At 58.6% G+C, this 15,633-nt stretch carries 13 protein-coding genes and 1 tRNA gene; 8 read left to right on the plus strand and 6 right to left on the minus strand.

Features of this window, described 5'->3' with window-relative positions; all coding sequences use genetic code 11:
- Window positions 1–121 precede the first annotated feature (121 nt).
- The 3 genes from AKV04_RS02810 to AKV04_RS02820 form a co-directional block, all read right to left on the minus strand.
- Window positions 122–754: a hypothetical protein gene (locus AKV04_RS02810; protein WP_202905555.1), complete on the minus strand. Its 633-nt coding sequence runs from the start codon at window positions 752–754 to the stop codon at window positions 122–124.
- A 40-nt stretch (window positions 755–794) separates the two neighbouring features.
- Entirely contained in the window at window positions 795–1,286 is a 492-nt protein-coding gene (locus tag AKV04_RS02815) for a hypothetical protein (RefSeq protein ID WP_054004979.1), read from the minus strand.
- A gap of 352 nt (window positions 1,287–1,638) precedes the next feature.
- Window positions 1,639–3,687, minus strand: coding sequence for a catalase (locus AKV04_RS02820; protein ID WP_054004980.1), 2,049 nt, complete (start codon window positions 3,685–3,687; stop codon window positions 1,639–1,641).
- Window positions 3,688–4,677: 990 nt separating this feature from the next.
- Here AKV04_RS02820 and AKV04_RS02825 point away from each other — a divergent pair.
- The 5 genes from AKV04_RS02825 to AKV04_RS02840 all read left to right on the plus strand — a co-directional run bounded on the left by AKV04_RS02825 (window position 4,678) and on the right by AKV04_RS02840 (window position 9,797).
- Window positions 4,678–5,538 (plus strand): hypothetical protein, encoded by an 861-nt coding sequence (locus tag AKV04_RS02825; RefSeq protein WP_054004981.1) that lies wholly within the window; start codon window positions 4,678–4,680, stop codon window positions 5,536–5,538.
- Window positions 5,535–5,891, plus strand: coding sequence for a ParB/Srx family N-terminal domain-containing protein (locus AKV04_RS26855; RefSeq protein ID WP_235815520.1), 357 nt, complete (start codon window positions 5,535–5,537; stop codon window positions 5,889–5,891). Before AKV04_RS02825 ends, AKV04_RS26855 begins: the two co-directional genes overlap by 4 nt.
- Window positions 5,892–5,897: 6 nt before the next feature.
- Window positions 5,898–6,887, plus strand: a complete 990-nt coding sequence (locus AKV04_RS02830; RefSeq protein WP_235815521.1) for a DNA-methyltransferase — start codon at window positions 5,898–5,900, stop codon at window positions 6,885–6,887.
- Window positions 6,888–7,560: 673 nt separating this feature from the next.
- Complete coding sequence (locus tag AKV04_RS02835) at window positions 7,561–8,058, plus strand: DUF2924 domain-containing protein (RefSeq protein WP_082351495.1); 498 nt, start codon at window positions 7,561–7,563, stop codon at window positions 8,056–8,058.
- On the plus strand, window positions 8,055–9,797 hold the full coding sequence (locus tag AKV04_RS02840) for a recombinase family protein (protein ID WP_082351496.1): 1,743 nt from the start codon (window positions 8,055–8,057) through the stop codon (window positions 9,795–9,797). Before AKV04_RS02835 ends, AKV04_RS02840 begins: the two co-directional genes overlap by 4 nt.
- A gap of 179 nt (window positions 9,798–9,976) precedes the next feature.
- Here the strand turns inward: AKV04_RS02840 and AKV04_RS02845 are convergent.
- From AKV04_RS02845 to ychF, 3 genes are all read right to left on the minus strand, one after another.
- Window positions 9,977–10,066, minus strand: a tRNA-Ser gene (locus tag AKV04_RS02845).
- 323 nt (window positions 10,067–10,389) lie between these two features.
- The gene (locus AKV04_RS02850) at window positions 10,390–11,334 is read right to left on the minus strand and encodes a formylglycine-generating enzyme family protein (RefSeq protein ID WP_156317322.1); all 945 of its coding nucleotides are present in this window, start codon (window positions 11,332–11,334) and stop codon (window positions 10,390–10,392) included.
- Window positions 11,335–11,440: 106 nt separating this feature from the next.
- Window positions 11,441–12,538 carry a redox-regulated ATPase YchF gene (gene ychF, locus AKV04_RS02855; protein ID WP_054004984.1) on the minus strand — a complete coding sequence of 366 codons (1,098 nt, stop codon included), beginning with the start codon at window positions 12,536–12,538 and terminating at the stop codon, window positions 11,441–11,443.
- Window positions 12,539–12,779: 241 nt separating this feature from the next.
- On the opposite strand from ychF, the gene trpA reads away from it, so the two are divergent.
- The 3 genes from trpA to AKV04_RS02870 all read left to right on the plus strand — a co-directional run bounded on the left by trpA (window position 12,780) and on the right by AKV04_RS02870 (window position 15,538).
- Window positions 12,780–13,571, plus strand: coding sequence for a tryptophan synthase subunit alpha (gene trpA, locus AKV04_RS02860; protein ID WP_054005005.1), 792 nt, complete (start codon window positions 12,780–12,782; stop codon window positions 13,569–13,571).
- A gap of 154 nt (window positions 13,572–13,725) precedes the next feature.
- Window positions 13,726–14,298: a TMEM175 family protein gene (locus AKV04_RS02865; RefSeq protein WP_054004985.1), complete on the plus strand. Its 573-nt coding sequence runs from the start codon at window positions 13,726–13,728 to the stop codon at window positions 14,296–14,298.
- Between the two features lie 73 nt (window positions 14,299–14,371).
- Window positions 14,372–15,538 (plus strand): alpha-hydroxy acid oxidase, encoded by a 1,167-nt coding sequence (locus AKV04_RS02870; protein WP_054004986.1) that lies wholly within the window; start codon window positions 14,372–14,374, stop codon window positions 15,536–15,538.
- Window positions 15,539–15,633: the final 95 nt, after the last annotated feature.

Consider the following 15,633-nt stretch of genomic DNA (forward strand, 5'->3'; position numbering starts at 1 on the left):
CCCGAGGCACAAGGCAAATATCACCGGCCAAGGCGTTTAATATAAAACATCCCCTCAGCATGAAAAATGGGGCCACAATAAAGTGGCCCCAAGGCACTGATTTCACAATTACTCAGCAAATTCAAAAGCCGATTGGCGGATCCATCGGGCGCGTTACGCGCAGACGCATCTCACGTTCCTCATCGGTTTCCTCAGAGCGCCAGCCTTCAGCCTCATAGCCGATGCGGCGATCATCCAGCGACAGTGTCGGGGCGCTGTCCAAAGCCGTTACCACGGCGGCACGAGACTCTTCTGGGAATTTGACGCTGACTGCCACACCACCACGCCGGATTGCCTCCGAAAAAACCGGCGCATCCGCTTCCGAAAGACCAAGATCGACAATGGCACCGACTGCGCCACCCGCCAACGCGCCGCCAATCGCACCAACGGCAGTTGCGGCCAACCAGCCCGCAGCAACCACCGGACCAACGCCCGGAATGGCCAGCATCCCAAGGCCAGCCAGCAGACCACCGCCGCCGCCAAGCACCGCACCAATACCAGCGCCCGTCGATGTGCCAGAGGCATCGGGATCAGCGGTGATCGTCACCGCGCGTCCCGTGATGGTGTCGCGCTGGATCATGCCCTGATCATAATCGCGAAAGCCTTCATCGCCGATCAGCGACACATCGACCCCGGACAGACCAAGCGCGTTTACGTTCGCCATCGCAGTTTGTGCTGAGGTATAGTCATCATAGACTCTTGTTGTTACAGGCATAATATTCTCCAATGCTGTTGTGGTTTAGGCGCGAAAATGCTCACGCTTTCGGCGTGGTCACGACGTTGCCCTTGTAGTCGATGGCAACCGACACATCGGCGCCATCAAGCTTGCCAGTGCCGCGCCAGACACCTTTTTCATCCAGCGTCAGTGCCGAGACATCCATGACGTTCCACGCGACGGCCCGGTCGCGGGCCTGTTCCTCGGTGAAGCTATTTGCGCCCTCGAAAGGCGCACCTTCTTCAGCGGTATTTTGCGTCCAATGATCCGAACCACATAGTTCCAAGAACGCCGCTTTGCTGATGCCGCTGTCTTCTGGCGTCACAGCATCAACGCGGGCACGTGCGAACTCACGCGGTGCTTCTGCGTCGGTTAGATAGCCGTTTGCATCCGCGTCCAGCGCGGTGAATTGCGCTTCGCAGTCGCCTGCGGGCGCAGCGGCGGGTGCCATCGTTTCGGCTTGTGCAAATGTGGCACTGCCAAGTGTGACGATAAACGCCGCACCCAGCACATTTGTTTGAAATCCACGCATGATTTTCCTCCTTAGAATGACGGGTTGCGCGCTCGTTTGCGACCACCCAAGTAATAAGGAAACACTGCGCTGGGAGGAAAGTTCCGTGGGATCTATCGTCTTAATCACAGTTGGCGGAGTTTCGCCCAGCATTCAAAAAAATCACCACCGTGTAGAAAGGTCTTATTTATTTTTAACAGATGTGTTGAATCGCATAATTTAAAATATAATCTTAAAAAGTTCTCTCATAGAAGCGTCAAGATCTTCTGATCTCAACGCCATAAACGCTAACTACAGTATTGTCGCCTTAGCCCGATACGAAGCGCACAGTTGCCATAAAGCGCCCGCCCCATAGGGGACGGGCGTAATCATATCATGCAAGGTTGCGGATCGTCGCTTCGCGTGCCCAATAACGCCGTTTGGCGGTTTGAGGAAGGTCGCGGTAATGTCCCACCCCCTCGTCCGGTTCGATGCCTGCACGTGCAAGAATGACCTTTGAGCCATTGCAATGACCGACCGCCTTCAAGTGCACGAAGGCATCACTGACAAACCCAACAGCCGCCGAGTCTTTGGTCAGCTTTTCAGCCACCTCTGGCGCAAGGATCATGGCAATCGCATCGAACAACACAGAAGGCGACCCAGCCAGTTGGCCATCGGCTTTCATCTCGCCGCCTTTCAGCTTCAACACACCAACCTTCGGCGCGACGGTGAAAACGCTGCCACCTTCCGCCTTGATGGTCGCAATGAGTTTGTCTATCTCGGCTTTGTCAGAGCCTTCGCCAAACAGCAGCCCGATCTTGCGACCTTTCAGTGTTTGCTGCCAGTTTTTCTGGATCGAAAGCGCATCAGATGGAGCAAGATTTATTGGCGCGCGGAACGGTTTCGACGCTGGGGGCAAGGCCGTGCCGATGCCATCGGCGACGCGCTGCGCCAGCGCAAGATCAACATTTTGCAGATTACGGAGAACACGTTCGCGGACGTGATCAAGCGCGACCTTCGACAGTTCAAACACGAAAGCCGATGCGATATGGGCCTGCTCATTTTCGGTTTGCGAACACCAGAACATCCGCGGCTGGCTGTAATGATCACCAAAGGTTTCCGCGCGGATGCGCAGCTTTTCTCCCGTAACTTCTTGCGGTGAAGTCACAAATCCCGTCGCACTGGCACGGGGGCCGGGGTCTTCACCAGCTTGGTCCAGACTGTTCGGCTCGTAATTGGCGCGGCCCTTCGGCACAGCGGATTGCATCAGCCCGTCGCGCATCATATTGGCATAGGGGCACTTCGGCGCATTGATCGGAATCTGGTGGAAATTCGTCGTCCCCAACCGTGATTTCTGCGTGTCCAGATATGAAAACAACCGCCCTTGCAGCAGCGGGTCATCAGAAAAGTCGATCCCCGGCACGATGTTTGACGGCAGGAACGCCACCTGTTCATTCTCGGCGAAATGGTTGTCTGGATTGCGATCCAGCACCATGCGGCCAATCACCCGCAGCGGCACGATATCTTCCGGGATGATCTTGGTCGGGTCCAGCACATCATACGGCAGGCTGTCCGCCAAAGCCTGATCAAACACCTGCACCGCAAAATCCCATTCGGGGAAATCGCCAGCCGCAATCGCTTCATGCAGGTCGCGGCGGTGGTAATCGTTGTCGGCCCCCTGCAATTTGGCGCTTTCGTCCCAGACCAGCGATTGCATACCCAGACGCGGACGCCAGTGGAATTTGACGAAATGAACATTGCCTTCAGCGTTCACGAGCTTGAAGGTATGAACCCCAAAGCCCTCCATCATCCGCAATGATCTGGGAATGGCCCGATCAGACATCGCCCAGATCACCGTATGCATGGTTTCCGGCATCAATGAGACGAAATCCCAGAAAGTGTCATGCGCAGATCCCGCCTGCGGATAGCCCTTGTCCGCCTCCATCTTCACCGCATGGATGAGATCGGGGAATTTGATCGCGTCTTGGATAAAGAACACCGGAATGTTGTTGCCGACGAGATCCCAGTTGCCCTCATCCGTGTAGAATTTCACCGCAAAGCCGCGCACATCTCGCGGGGTATCAACCGACCCGGCACCACCTGCCACCGTCGAAAACCGAGCGAACAGCGGCGTTTTCTTGCCCTTCTCGGCAAACAGTCTGGCGCGGCTGAGCTCTGGAATAGGGTCGGTGCATTCAAAATAGCCATGTGCCGCCGACCCACGGGCATGAACGATCCGCTCGGGAATACGCTCGTGGTCAAAGTGAAAAATCTTCTCGCGCAGGATGAAGTCTTCCAACAGGGTCGGCCCCCGCTGCCCCACCCGCAAGCTGTTCTGGTTGTCGGAGATCGGAATGCCATGGTTAGTGGTCAATGCCGGGCCGCCCAGTTGCTGCGTTTCTCCGGCATTTCCAATTTCAGTCTGATAGGTCTGACGTGCCATTTGTGCTGCCTTTTCAATGGTTGTAGAGCCTGGATTACTTCCAAGAGTCCGGTCCGAAGGTGAGGAACGTGGGCAGGGTCTACATCGAGTTTCGGCCGTAATGGAGGCTCAGCTAGAGAACGGTGTCGAAGGGAATTGGTTCCTGTTTGCCGACATCGGTGCGTTGGCAAACCTCCGATTTCCAAACCAATCGGATTTTGCAGCGGTCAGTTAGATTAGGAGGTGGCCTGACCCAAGACTGGGACTATCGAGTATGGCCACTTTTACGGCTCTGGGTTTACAGGCCCTTGTGCAACAGACAAAACAAACACTGGTAGCCGTATTCACTGGAGCTACGCTAGCGCGCCGTGCGCCTGACCTCGTTTATGCGCCCAATTTGCCGGACGACATCAATCTCTAAGATGGGCCGATGAGCGCGGGCCTGGCCGGTCGCCCCTAGGCCGACGGTCAGGCAGAGATATATTGGTTGAAATGCTTGCCGTTTGCGTCACCCCGCAAGGTTGGCGCCGCGCTTAAGCCGAAGGTCAGCTTTCGAGCGATGCTGCGACCGCAGTGCTGCATCGCCATCAGTCAGCCTTCCGCCCTTTGCGACGATCTACAACGAGACGACCCCGCAGCAGGTGATCGCAAGTGAACATCAAGGCGCAATCTTCCTCCGAATCACTCGTGCCACAGCCACCGTTTCATCCCCGACAAACGCCGCATTTTCTTCAAACGATGGTATTCCACAGCGATTGGCCCAAAAACCGCGCAGTTTTTTGCACACCACAAAACGACACGAAATGTCGCCTTGAACGCTTTACGTCTGATCTTCAAATTTAAAGGGTGTTTAAAGGGTCGTTAAACGGGGGTTTAAACGGTCGTTTAAAATCGGCTTGTTTTCCGCTCGATGTGCGCGGTCAAGCCTCTGATTTTTATGTTGAATTGGTAGATTTATTCTGCACCCTGAGAGTTCTGTGGTGCCGCTCGGGTCCACAATTGGAGGGTGGGATGAACGATTTTGACGATATGGTGTATCGCGCAGGTCAGGCAACAGTGCAGGTCCGGAGCGATGGCCGACCGCGCGACATCACGGTGGTTGAGGCGATTGTGCGCAAGCAGCACGAAGCCGGTTTGAAGGGCAGCGTCGTTGCGCAGAAGGATGCGTTGCAATCGTTCTATCGGGCCTCCGAGCATAAGGCGGCAGAAGCGAGCCTGCGGCTTGAGCGCTGGGCGAAGATCAAACAAAGCCATGCTGCGTGCATTGCTGAGGCCAAAGCCAAAGGTGAGCCCATCGACGATATCCTGCCGCACCCGGCTGACATTGTGCTTGGTGGACCTGAAGGCGTGCGTATCGTCGGCCCGGTGGATCTGGCGGATGCGCAGACTTGCCGCAAGCAGGCGCGGTTGCGCGATTTGCTCTATATGCAGCAGCTGTTGGACGACGCCCTGAATGGCATAGCTGCGGCGGACCTCCCGTCCCGTGGTACGGCGCTTGTTCTGGGTGTCTGGTTGAATGATCAACTGCCGCCGAGCCTGCAGGATGCGGAGCATGCCACCCTCATGCGGTGGAGATCCTACACGGCGATGACAAAGCGCGAGCTGCTGAAAGCCTGCCACAGGGGCTATCAATCGCTGGGCCTAGAGGTTCGGCGGGGGCGCAGCTTTCCAGCGCTCACACCCGCGATGACCTATGTTGATATTGCGATGGGGCTGGCAGCCGGGATCGTCGCTGCAAACGGCGATCGCGCAGACGAGGCCGAAGCGATCGGCCAGGCGCAAGCTCGGTTGACGCGGGAACTCCCGCGCGGACTTTGGCCGTCGCAGGATCATGCCACAGTTGGGATTTCTCATCAGGGGATGGCACAATGACGACGCTTCTTAGCCCGCCATCGGAATTTGCCAGCCAGATCGAGTTGCGATCTGTTGCGACATTGGTGCCCTATGCGCAGAACGCGAGCACCCATTCCAACAAGCAGATCCGCCAGATCGCTGACAGTATCCGCAGCTTTGGCTTTCTCAATCCGGTGCTGATCGACGCTGCCGGCGAAATCATCGCCGGGCATGGCCGGGTGGCAGCTGCGAAGTTGCTGGGTATCCGCGATGTGCCAGTCTTGGCGATCACGCATCTCACCCCTGCGCAGAAGCGGGCCTATGTGCTGGCCGACAACCGGCTCGCCGAGCAGGCGGGCTGGGATCGCGAGATTCTGGCGATCGAGTTGTAGGCGCTGGTGGATTTGGAGTTCGAGGTGGAACTGATCGGTTTTGCCTTGGCAGAGATTGATCTGATCCTGGATGAAGACCGAGGCCGTCGCACGAATGGTACTGCTGGCGATACCGCCGATGAGGTGCCAGCTCTGATTGGCCCCACCGTCACCCGGCCCGGTGATCTTTGGCAACTCGGGCCGCATCGCCTGATCTGCGGTGATGCGCGCGACGGCACAGCTGTCGAGCGCCTGCTGGCTGGCGACACGGTTGATCTCATCTTCACCGATCCACCTTACAACGTGGCGATTGATGGCCATGTCGGTGGCTTGGGCAAGGTCAAGCACCGGGAATTCGCCATGGCCTCTGGCGAGATGTCCTCGGATCAATTCACCAGCTTTCTATGCGCAGCGCTGGCGCCGGGTGCGGCACAGTGCCGGGAGGGGGCGATTGCTTTCGTGTGCATGGATTGGCGCCATATGCGCGAAATGATCGTAGCCGGTGACACAGTTTTTGCCGAGTTGAAGAACCTCTGCGTCTGGAACAAGACCAATGGCGGCATGGGGAGTTTCTATCGCTCCAAGCATGAATTGGTGTTTGTGTGGAAAGTCCGGCCCGGATCGCATGTGAACAGCTTTGGTCTGGGCGACACCGGGCGCTATCGCACCAACGTTTGGGATTACGCCGGGGTCAACAGCTTTGGCGCCGCGCGCGATGCCGATCTCGCCATGCATCCAACGGTCAAACCGGTGGCCCTCGTTGGCGACGCCATTCGCGATTGCAGCCGCCGCGGCGACATTGTGCTCGATATGTTTGGCGGCTCTGGCACCACGCTGATCGCGGCAGATCTTGCGGGCAGGCAAGCGCGGTTGATCGAGTATGATCCGATCTACTGCGACACCATCATCGCACGCTGGCAGGCTCTGACCGGCAAGGTGGCGGTGCATGTCGAAACCGGCTCGAGCCGGGAGGATCTGCTGGTGCGGCGATCGGCGGATCTGGAAACCAGTGCCTGAGCCAGGATCTGGCCGATTTCTTGCGGGCCGGGACCTCGGTCCCGTCCCGCCGTCCCACCGTCGCGAGCCTTTATCATAGATGGATGGCCCGCTTTAGGCGTCAGAATCCCGTTCGGGGCGCCACGCTCCGGGCCAAGGTTGAAAGCGGAGATTGGAATGACGGAGGGCCGGAGATCCCCTCATGTGCGTCCACTGCGCTAGCGCGCCTGTCGCATGCTGGAGTCCGAAAGTTTCCAGCGTCGTCGTTCCAAGGGCGACAGGGCCCCCCAGTCCGGTTTCCCGGAAACCCTGCATGGCACTCCGACCCGAAGGTCGTGTTACGGCCGGGAGAATATTACCGCGTCACGCCCAGGACCGAGTTAGACCATGTCGGGGCCGCCAGACAAGTCCGAAGCGAGGCCAAAGCGTGCCATCTGGCTGATCTTGGAATCGCCCTTTCAATGGGTCTTTAAAGGCTTCGATAATGTCCACGCAAATGCTGCCGATTGCTCCTGCATGCCCGCATCGGGGGAGCAACGCGCGATCAGCATAGGCCCTCTCGCTCTTTCTGTTGGATCGGGTTCGAACGTCCAATTATCCCGCCTTTTCCTGTCGACTTCCGCGCTAAAGCAAGCGGTGCTGATCCGGAAAACCACCTTGGCTGTGGTGTCACCCAGCGAGAGAAGGGATCAGAATGCAGATCACGATAGAACGGAAAAACAAGGTCTTGGCGCGACAGGCCGTGCACACCGCAGCTACGGTCGCACTGCTTGACCGGGACGGGCTTGTCGCCTTGTGGTCTGAGATCATGGGCAGCCCAGCACCGCGCGGCATGAGCCAAGCCTTGCTGCACGCCTTCCTGGCCTTTGAGGTTCAGCAGCGGTCAGACGGCGGCTTAACCAAAGCGGACCTGGATCGCTTGGACCGCATCGGACTGGGGAAAGTCCGTGCGGTAGCGCCAAAGATGACTGCTGGAGCGCGGTTCCTGCGGGAATGGAATGGTGTCACCCATGTCGTGGAACGGATCGCCGCAGGCTACCTCTGGAACGGCAAGAGCTTTGCCTCTCTGTCCGCAATCGCCAAAGAAATCACTGGTGCACATTGGTCGGGGCCACGGTTCTTCGGCGTGAGTAAGGCGGGTGCGGGAAGCAAGTCTTCCGGCGCGCGACGCAAGTCAGGGGCGCAGGCGTGAACGCCCCGGCATCACCAAGCCGAAGCCTAGCCGTGCGCTGCGCGATCTACACCCGCAAATCCACGGAGGAGGGGCTGGAACAGGGCTTCAACTCGCTCGACGCGCAATATGAGGCTTGCGCCGCCTATGTCGCGAGCCAACGCCATGAGGGCTGGAAGCTCCTGCCCGAGCGCTTTGACGATGGCGGCTTGTCCGGTGGCACCATGGAGCGACCCGCCTTGCAACGCCTGCTGGCCGAGGTCGAAGCCGGGCGCATCGGCATGATCGTGGTCTATAAGATTGACCGGCTCACTCGCTCGCTTGCCGACTTCGCGCGACTGGTGGAACAACTGGATCGCCGCGGATGCTCGTTTGTGTCGGTGACGCAGGCATTCAATACCTCAACCTCGATGGGCCGTTTGACGCTCAACGTTCTGCTCTCATTTGCCCAATTTGAACGCGAGGTCACCGCAGAGCGCATTCGCGACAAGATCGCCGCATCAAAGCGCAAAGGTCTGTGGATGGGCGGCACCCTGCCATTGGGGTATGATCCCCCCAAAGATCCTCTCAAGGCCCGTGTCTTGGAGATCAATCCAACCGAGGCCGAAACCGTACGGCGTCTGTTTGCTCTCTACCTCACGGCTGGCACCTTAGGTGCCACGCGGATCGCTGCGGCAGAGCAGGGCCTGAGCCCACGCAAATCTGATCATGCGACAGGTCGTGCAGCAGGGGAGGCAACTGGCGCAAGCATTGCCCCGTTCTCGAACGGCCAGCTTCACTATCTGCTGACCAACCCGGTCTATCGCGGTTTGATCCGCCACAAGACCTTGGTCCATCCGGGCCAGCATGAGGCGATTATCGACGAGGTGCTGTGGTCCGCAGTGCAGACAAAACTGCAAGAGACCGCAGCCCGCAAGCGTCAGCGCCCTGTCGCGCCCGCTGTTGCGACAGAAGCAGATTCACCAGTCGCCGCGCCGCAAAACTCTGTGGAACCCTCGGCCCCGCTGATGGCAAAGCTGTTCGACGAAACTGGCGATCGTCTGACCCCCAGCCACACCAACCGCCACAACCGCCGCTTTCGTTATTATATCTCGCGCCGCCTGATCACCAAAGGGGCTGACCCGACGGGCTGGCGCTTGCCAGCACCACATCTGGAAGCGGTGGTACTCGAGGCGCTGCGAGACTATCTGCGCACCCGGGCAAGGCAGCATGACGTGCTGTTGCAACCTGCGGCAAACACGGCTGGCATCTTGGCCGAGAGTTTGGACAGGCTATCGGGCGAGGCAGCAGCCCAAGATCTCTGGCTGCTGATCTCAGAGGTGCATATCGCAGCCGGCAGTATGATCATACATTTGAGCCGGGAGGCGTTGGCCGAAAGTCTTGGTCTGCATCCCGATGCCCTGAACCCCGGCGTGATGAGCGTTCAACAGGCCTTTCAACGCCGCCGTCGCGGTGCAGAAACTCGATTGGTTACCGGCACCGTTGCACCCCAGCCTGACCCAGTGCTGCAGCAGAACCTCGCACGCGCGCATCGCTGGGCAAACCGGTTGCGTAAAGGGGAAAGCCTGAGCCAGATCGCGAAGGCCGAAAACTGTTCCGACAGCCTCGTCCGATCCCGCGTCGCCTTGGCGTTTCTGGCCCCGGATCTACAGCGCGCCATCCTCGATGGAACAGCGCCATCCCATCTGACGACCAATCTGATCGTGCGCATGACCCTGCCGCATGACTGGCAAGAGCAAGCCAAGGCTCTGGGACTCTAGTTCAAACAGCCCAAAAACTGCAAACCGCACCGCGTTTCTGGGCCGCAGAGACGGGCGACCAATTTGGCCGCAATCCGCGTACGCTGTGCTGTCTCAGAGATCAAATCTCCTGCGCAACCGTCGGAAATCACGCGGTAATTCCGCGTGGGATCCAGAGATACTCAACCTGCGATTGTGGTTGGCGGAAGCGGTGGGATTCGAACCCACGGTAGGGTTCCCCCTACGCTCAGTTAGCAACCGAGTGCTTTCGGCCTCTCAGCCACGCTTCCGACGGGGTTTATTTAGCGAGGCGAGGGGGCGGGGGCAAGAGGGAAAGCGGGGGCAGGGTGTAGATTTGGTGGGGGAGGGTTGGAGGGATCGGGTGGGGGCGTGGCGGGGTGTCCACGCGTGGACAGGGGTGGGGGTATGTTATATCAAGAGGTTAGGGGGAGCTGATTAAGGGTTTGTTAGGGTTTCTTATCTTCTGTGCCAAGTATGTCAGGCTAAGCTTGCTTGATGAGACGGGAACACGGAGATGTTTTCGAACCATCGTGCAAGACGAATGCGAGACCGCCGGGCACCTATATTCGGCGCAACTCTGCAGCCTTGCGAACTAGTGCAAAGTTTTGATGACGCGAAAGCCGACCATGCTAGTTTGGTGATCGGTATTCAGCGGCGCGCGCCATGCAGAGCGTAGCAAATCTATGGATGACTTATACGAGCCACCGCGTAGCACCCTTTTTGCACAGTGTGCCATGGTGGCTTCAAACCATTCGCTTGTCACAGACCATTGCGCCAGTTGTTTGGTATAGCAAGACACAGTGATTTCCATCGCGTTTCCGATCACGTGGCGCAGTCCCCAAGCATTCGCGGTCTCCATAGCGCCAACCTCAACCGGAACCCCGCGTTCAACAAGCTCTGGCATTTTCTGCATCATCACAAATTCCGTAAGCTGCTTGGAAAAATTTGCCTGCTCTGACGTGATCGTGTCGCCTTGAGGGAAGGTTGTTTGTGTTCCAGCTCGCGCTGCGTATTCCCATTCGGCTTCTGTTGGAAGTCGATAGGCATCTGACCCTGTCTTGTCGTTCAACCACTGAACGTAGGCCAAGGCGTCGAAATACGAGACGTACAAAACAGGATACGTCCCGACAACCCTGACTTCTATGGGATTGGGGCCGTCTCGAAACACAGTTTCAGCAGGAATATAACCACCGCATCCGCCATCCTGCACACATGCCATCCAATCGTCATATGTCGTCTCATCCCGCGCCATTGCGAAAGCGATGTCGACTGTGACCAGATGCTGCGGGCCTTCGTCATCTTTGCGGTAAGGATTCTTTGGATCGCCGCTATACTCTGAGACTGGCGTCACGTTGCGACGAAACTCGCCCTTAGGCGCTCCCATCATGAAGGTGCCCAAGGGCAGTTGGACCATCTCTGGGCAGGCGGCACAATCGCGGAAGCTTTTAAGCGGTTCCGCGTGGAGGGGGAGGGCGCAGACTTCCGATAGAACAATCGCCAAGCGCGACAAGAAACGAAGTGACCGCAGCGTTTTCACCTCACACCCCCCATGTCTTGCCGGGGCGCGAAAGCTTTCGCGCCCGTTCGACCCTCAAATCGCTCCACTGGAGCGATTTGCCCCCGGCAAGGGCCGGGGTCGGATCTCACCCATTAAACAAGAAATGCAGCACGTCGCCGTCCTTGACCTCGTAGGTCTTGCCCTCAACCCGGAACTTGCCAGCTTCCTTCGCCCCGGACTCGCCCTTGCCCGCGATATAATCATCGTAAGCCACGGTTTCGGCGCGGATAAAGCCCTTCTCGAAATCACCATGGATCACGCCTGCCGCCTGCGGCGCGAGCATACCCTTATGGATCGTCCAGGCGCGGGCTTCTTTCGGGCCGACGGTGAAATAGGTCGACAGGCCAAGCAGTTTATAACCCGCGCGGATCAGCCGGTCCAAGCCCGCCTCGTGCAGGCCCATTTCCTCCAGAAACATCGCGGCTTCGTCGTCGGCGAGCTGAGAAATTTCTTCCTCGATCTTCGCCGAGATCACCACCGAACCCGCGCCCTGTTTCGCCGCCATCTCAGCCACGCGGGCCGATTGGGCGTTGCCATCGGCGGCGCAGGCTTCTTCGACATTGCAGACATACAGCACAGGCTTCGAGGTCAGCAGTTGCAGCAGCCTCCACTGACGCTGATCTTCCTCGGCGATCTGGAGGTTGCGCGCAGGATGCCCCGCTTCCAGCAATTTCAAAGCTGCGCGCAGCAGGCGGTCTTGGTCCAAAGTATCCTGATCGCCGCCGCGCAGTTTCTTGGCAAGGCCGGTCAGGCGCCGCTCGATGCTCTCCATATCGGCGATCATCAACTCGGTTTCGATGGTTTCCGCATCGGCGACCGGATCAATCTTGCCCTCGACATGGGTGATGTCGCCATCTTCAAAGCAGCGCAGCACATGGGCGACGGCATCACATTCGCGGATATTGGCGAGGAACTGGTTGCCAAGGCCTTCGCCCTTAGACGCGCCACGCACCAGACCGGCAATGTCCACAAAGGTCATTCGCGTCGGGATGATCTGCTTGGAGCCCGCAATCGCCGCCAGTTTGTCCAGCCGCGCATCGGGCACCGCGACCTCGCCGACATTCGGCTCAATCGTGCAGAACGGAAAATTCGCCGCCTGCGCTGCTGCGGTGCGCGTCAAAGCGTTGAACAGGGTGGATTTGCCGACATTCGGCAGACCAACGATACCCATTTTGAAACCCATCGCGCGCACCCCTGTTGTTGGCCGATTGCCAAGACCGCCTGCGGCATAGGCAGGACAGGCGGTGCGGTCAAGGCTTTCGCTTGCGAAACCTGCGCGGGCTTGGGCTGTTGCAGCCTTTGGCGGGAGTATTTTCGCCAAGATGAAATTGCGAGGTGGGCTTCGGCTGGGCTGTGAAGGGGCATTGATTTTCCGGGGCTTCCCGTGCAAACCGCTAGACAGATTTGCAGGGATGGGCCGGGATATGAGCAGAATCGACGACACTTTCGCGCGGCTGACATCGCAGCAGAAAAAGGCCTTCGTCGCCTATATCATGGCGGGCGACCCGGATGTGGCACGGTCTTTGGCGGTGATGCAGGGTCTGCCGGGGGCAGGGGTCGATATCATCGAGTTGGGGCTGCCGTTCACCGATCCGATGGCGGATGGCCCGACGATCCAGCTTGCAGGCCAGCGCGCGCTTGAGGCTGGGATGACGCTGGACAAGACGCTGCAAATGGTGCGCGACTTCCGCAGCGGTGACAAAACCACCCCAATCGTGCTGATGGGCTACTACAACCCGATCTACTCGCGCGGCGTCGATCTGTTCCTGTCTCAGGCCACCGAGGCGGGCATTGACGGGTTGATCATCGTCGATCTGCCGCCCGAGGAAGACGCAGAGCTGTGCCTGCCCGCGCAGGCCGCGGGTCTGAATTTCATCCGCTTGGCGACACCCACCACCGATGCCAAGCGCCTGCCGAAAGTGTTGCAAAATACTTCGGGCTTTGTCTATTACGTCTCGGTCACCGGTATCACCGGGGCAGCTGCGGCGCAGGCGGGCGATGTCGGGCCGGAAGTGGCGCGGATCAAGCGTTCGACCGATTTGCCAGTGATCGTCGGCTTTGGCATCAATACGCCTGAGGCCGCGAAAGCCATCGCCAGCGTCGCTGACGGCTGCGTGGTGGGTTCCGCCATCGTCAAGGAGCTCAGCACCGGCAAACCGGTGTCCGAAGTGCTGGCATTTGTCGCCAAACTCGCAGCAGGGGCTCATGCGGCATAAACCGCCAAATCGTCTAAAACTTATCTAAAATTGTCATCCTCTGCGCGCAAATATCCCACCGGGGTTTGGGGGTGTGAAACCCCCAAGACGCCAGCCCCGATCACGCCACAAATCAGTCGCCACACGTTTAACCCGTAAACCTGAAAGGCGCGCCATGCACAAAGGTCGGATCGAAGCGTTCTCGGATGGCGTGCTGGCCATCATCATCACCATCATGGTGCTGGAGTTGAAAGTGCCGCATGGCCATGACCTTGCGGCGCTCACCCCGCTGATCCCGATCTTCTTCAGCTATGTTTTGTCCTTCGCCAATGTTGGCATCTATTGGAACAACCATCACCACATGTTCCAAGCGGTCAAACATGTCGGCGGCTGGGTGCTTTGGGCCAATCTGCATCTGCTGTTCTGGCTGTCGCTGATGCCGTTTGCCACCGCGTTCATGGGCGAGAATGGCTTCACCGCCCCCACCGTGGCGCTTTATGGCTTCGATCTGCTGATGTGCTCGGTGGCTTATGCTTTGCTGGTGAAGGCGCTTTTGGCAGAGCATGGTACGGATTCCGACTTCGCCCGGGCGCTGGGGTCGGATCGCAAGGGCAAGATCTCGACGCTGGCTTATACGCTGGCGATGCCGCTGGCCTTTGTGCAGCCGATGCTGGCGCTGGCGCTGATCGCCGTTGTGGCGGCGATCTGGATCGTGCCGGATCGGCGGTTTGCGCGGATGCCGCAGTAAGCACGAAAGCCATTGCGTGAAATCGTTGAAATTGGTAATCATCCATGACCAATTTCAGCGAAAAGGCCCGGATATGCCCCCTGTGATCACCTGCATCGACGATCTCAAGCAGCTTTACAAAAAGCGCACGCCGAAGATGTTTTATGATTACTGCGAAAGCGGGTCGTATACCGAGCAGACCTTCAAGGAAAACACCACGGATTTTGCAAAAATCCGGCTGCGGCAACGGGTTGCGCGTGATCTGACCGGGCGCAGCACCGAAGTGTCGATGTTGGGCAATCCGGTAGCGATGCCGGTCGCGTTGTCTCCGGTTGGCTCGACGGGGATGCAATGGCCGGATGGCGAGATTCTTGCCGCCCGTGCCGCTGCGGCGTTTGGTGTGCCGTTCACGCTGTCGACAATGTCGATTTGCTCGATTGAAGACATTGCCGCACACAGCCCGGTGCCGTTCTGGTTCCAGCTTTATGTGATGAAGGACGAAGATTTTGTCGATGCCGCCATTGAACGTGCGCGGGCGGCGAAATGCTCGGCCTTGGTGCTGACGCTGGATCTGCAAATTCTAGGTCAGCGCCACAAAGATCTGAAAAACGGCCTGACCAGCCCGCCGAAACTGACACTTCCGAACATGATCAATATGGCGACGAAACCCGCGTGGTCGATGGGGATGCTGCAAACCCCGCGCCGCACCTTCCGCAATATCGTCGGTCATGTGAAGGGCATCACCGATCTGGCGGATCTGACCAAATGGAGCAATGAGCAGTTGGACCCGCATCTCGACTGGGACAAGGTCCGTCGTATCCGCGACCAATGGGGCGGCAAGCTGATCCTGAAAGGCATCCTCGACGCCGACGACGCCCGTTTAGCGGCGGATGTGGGCGCGGATGCGATGATCGTCTCCAACCACGGCGGGCGGCAGTTGGATGGCGCGTTGTCGTCGATCCGCGTGCTGCCCTCGATTGTGAAAGCGGTGGGCGATCAGACCGAGATCTATATGGACTCAGGCATCCGCTCCGGCCAAGACGTGCTGAAAGCCCTCGCCTTGGGCGCGAAATCCACCTTCATCGGTCGTAGTTTCATCTATGGCTTGGGTGCGATGGGGCAAGCGGGGGTCACCAAAGCGCTGGAGGTGATCCAGAAGGAACTCGATATCTCGATGGCTTTGTGCGGTGTTCAACAAGCCCGCGACATCAGCCGCGAGCACGTTCTGGTGCCGCAGGACTTTGAGGGGAATTGGGCGTAGGGGTGCATCCGCAGATTGACGGCTGGCGCTGATCTGGTGCTCTCTCCCCGCAAGTGCGCAGTGTCGCATGATGTGAATGTGCAAGAAGGATTGTG

Origin of the sequence: Cypionkella psychrotolerans, from assembly GCF_001294535.1 — a bacterium.
Taxonomy (GTDB): domain Bacteria; phylum Pseudomonadota; class Alphaproteobacteria; order Rhodobacterales; family Rhodobacteraceae; genus Cypionkella; species Cypionkella psychrotolerans.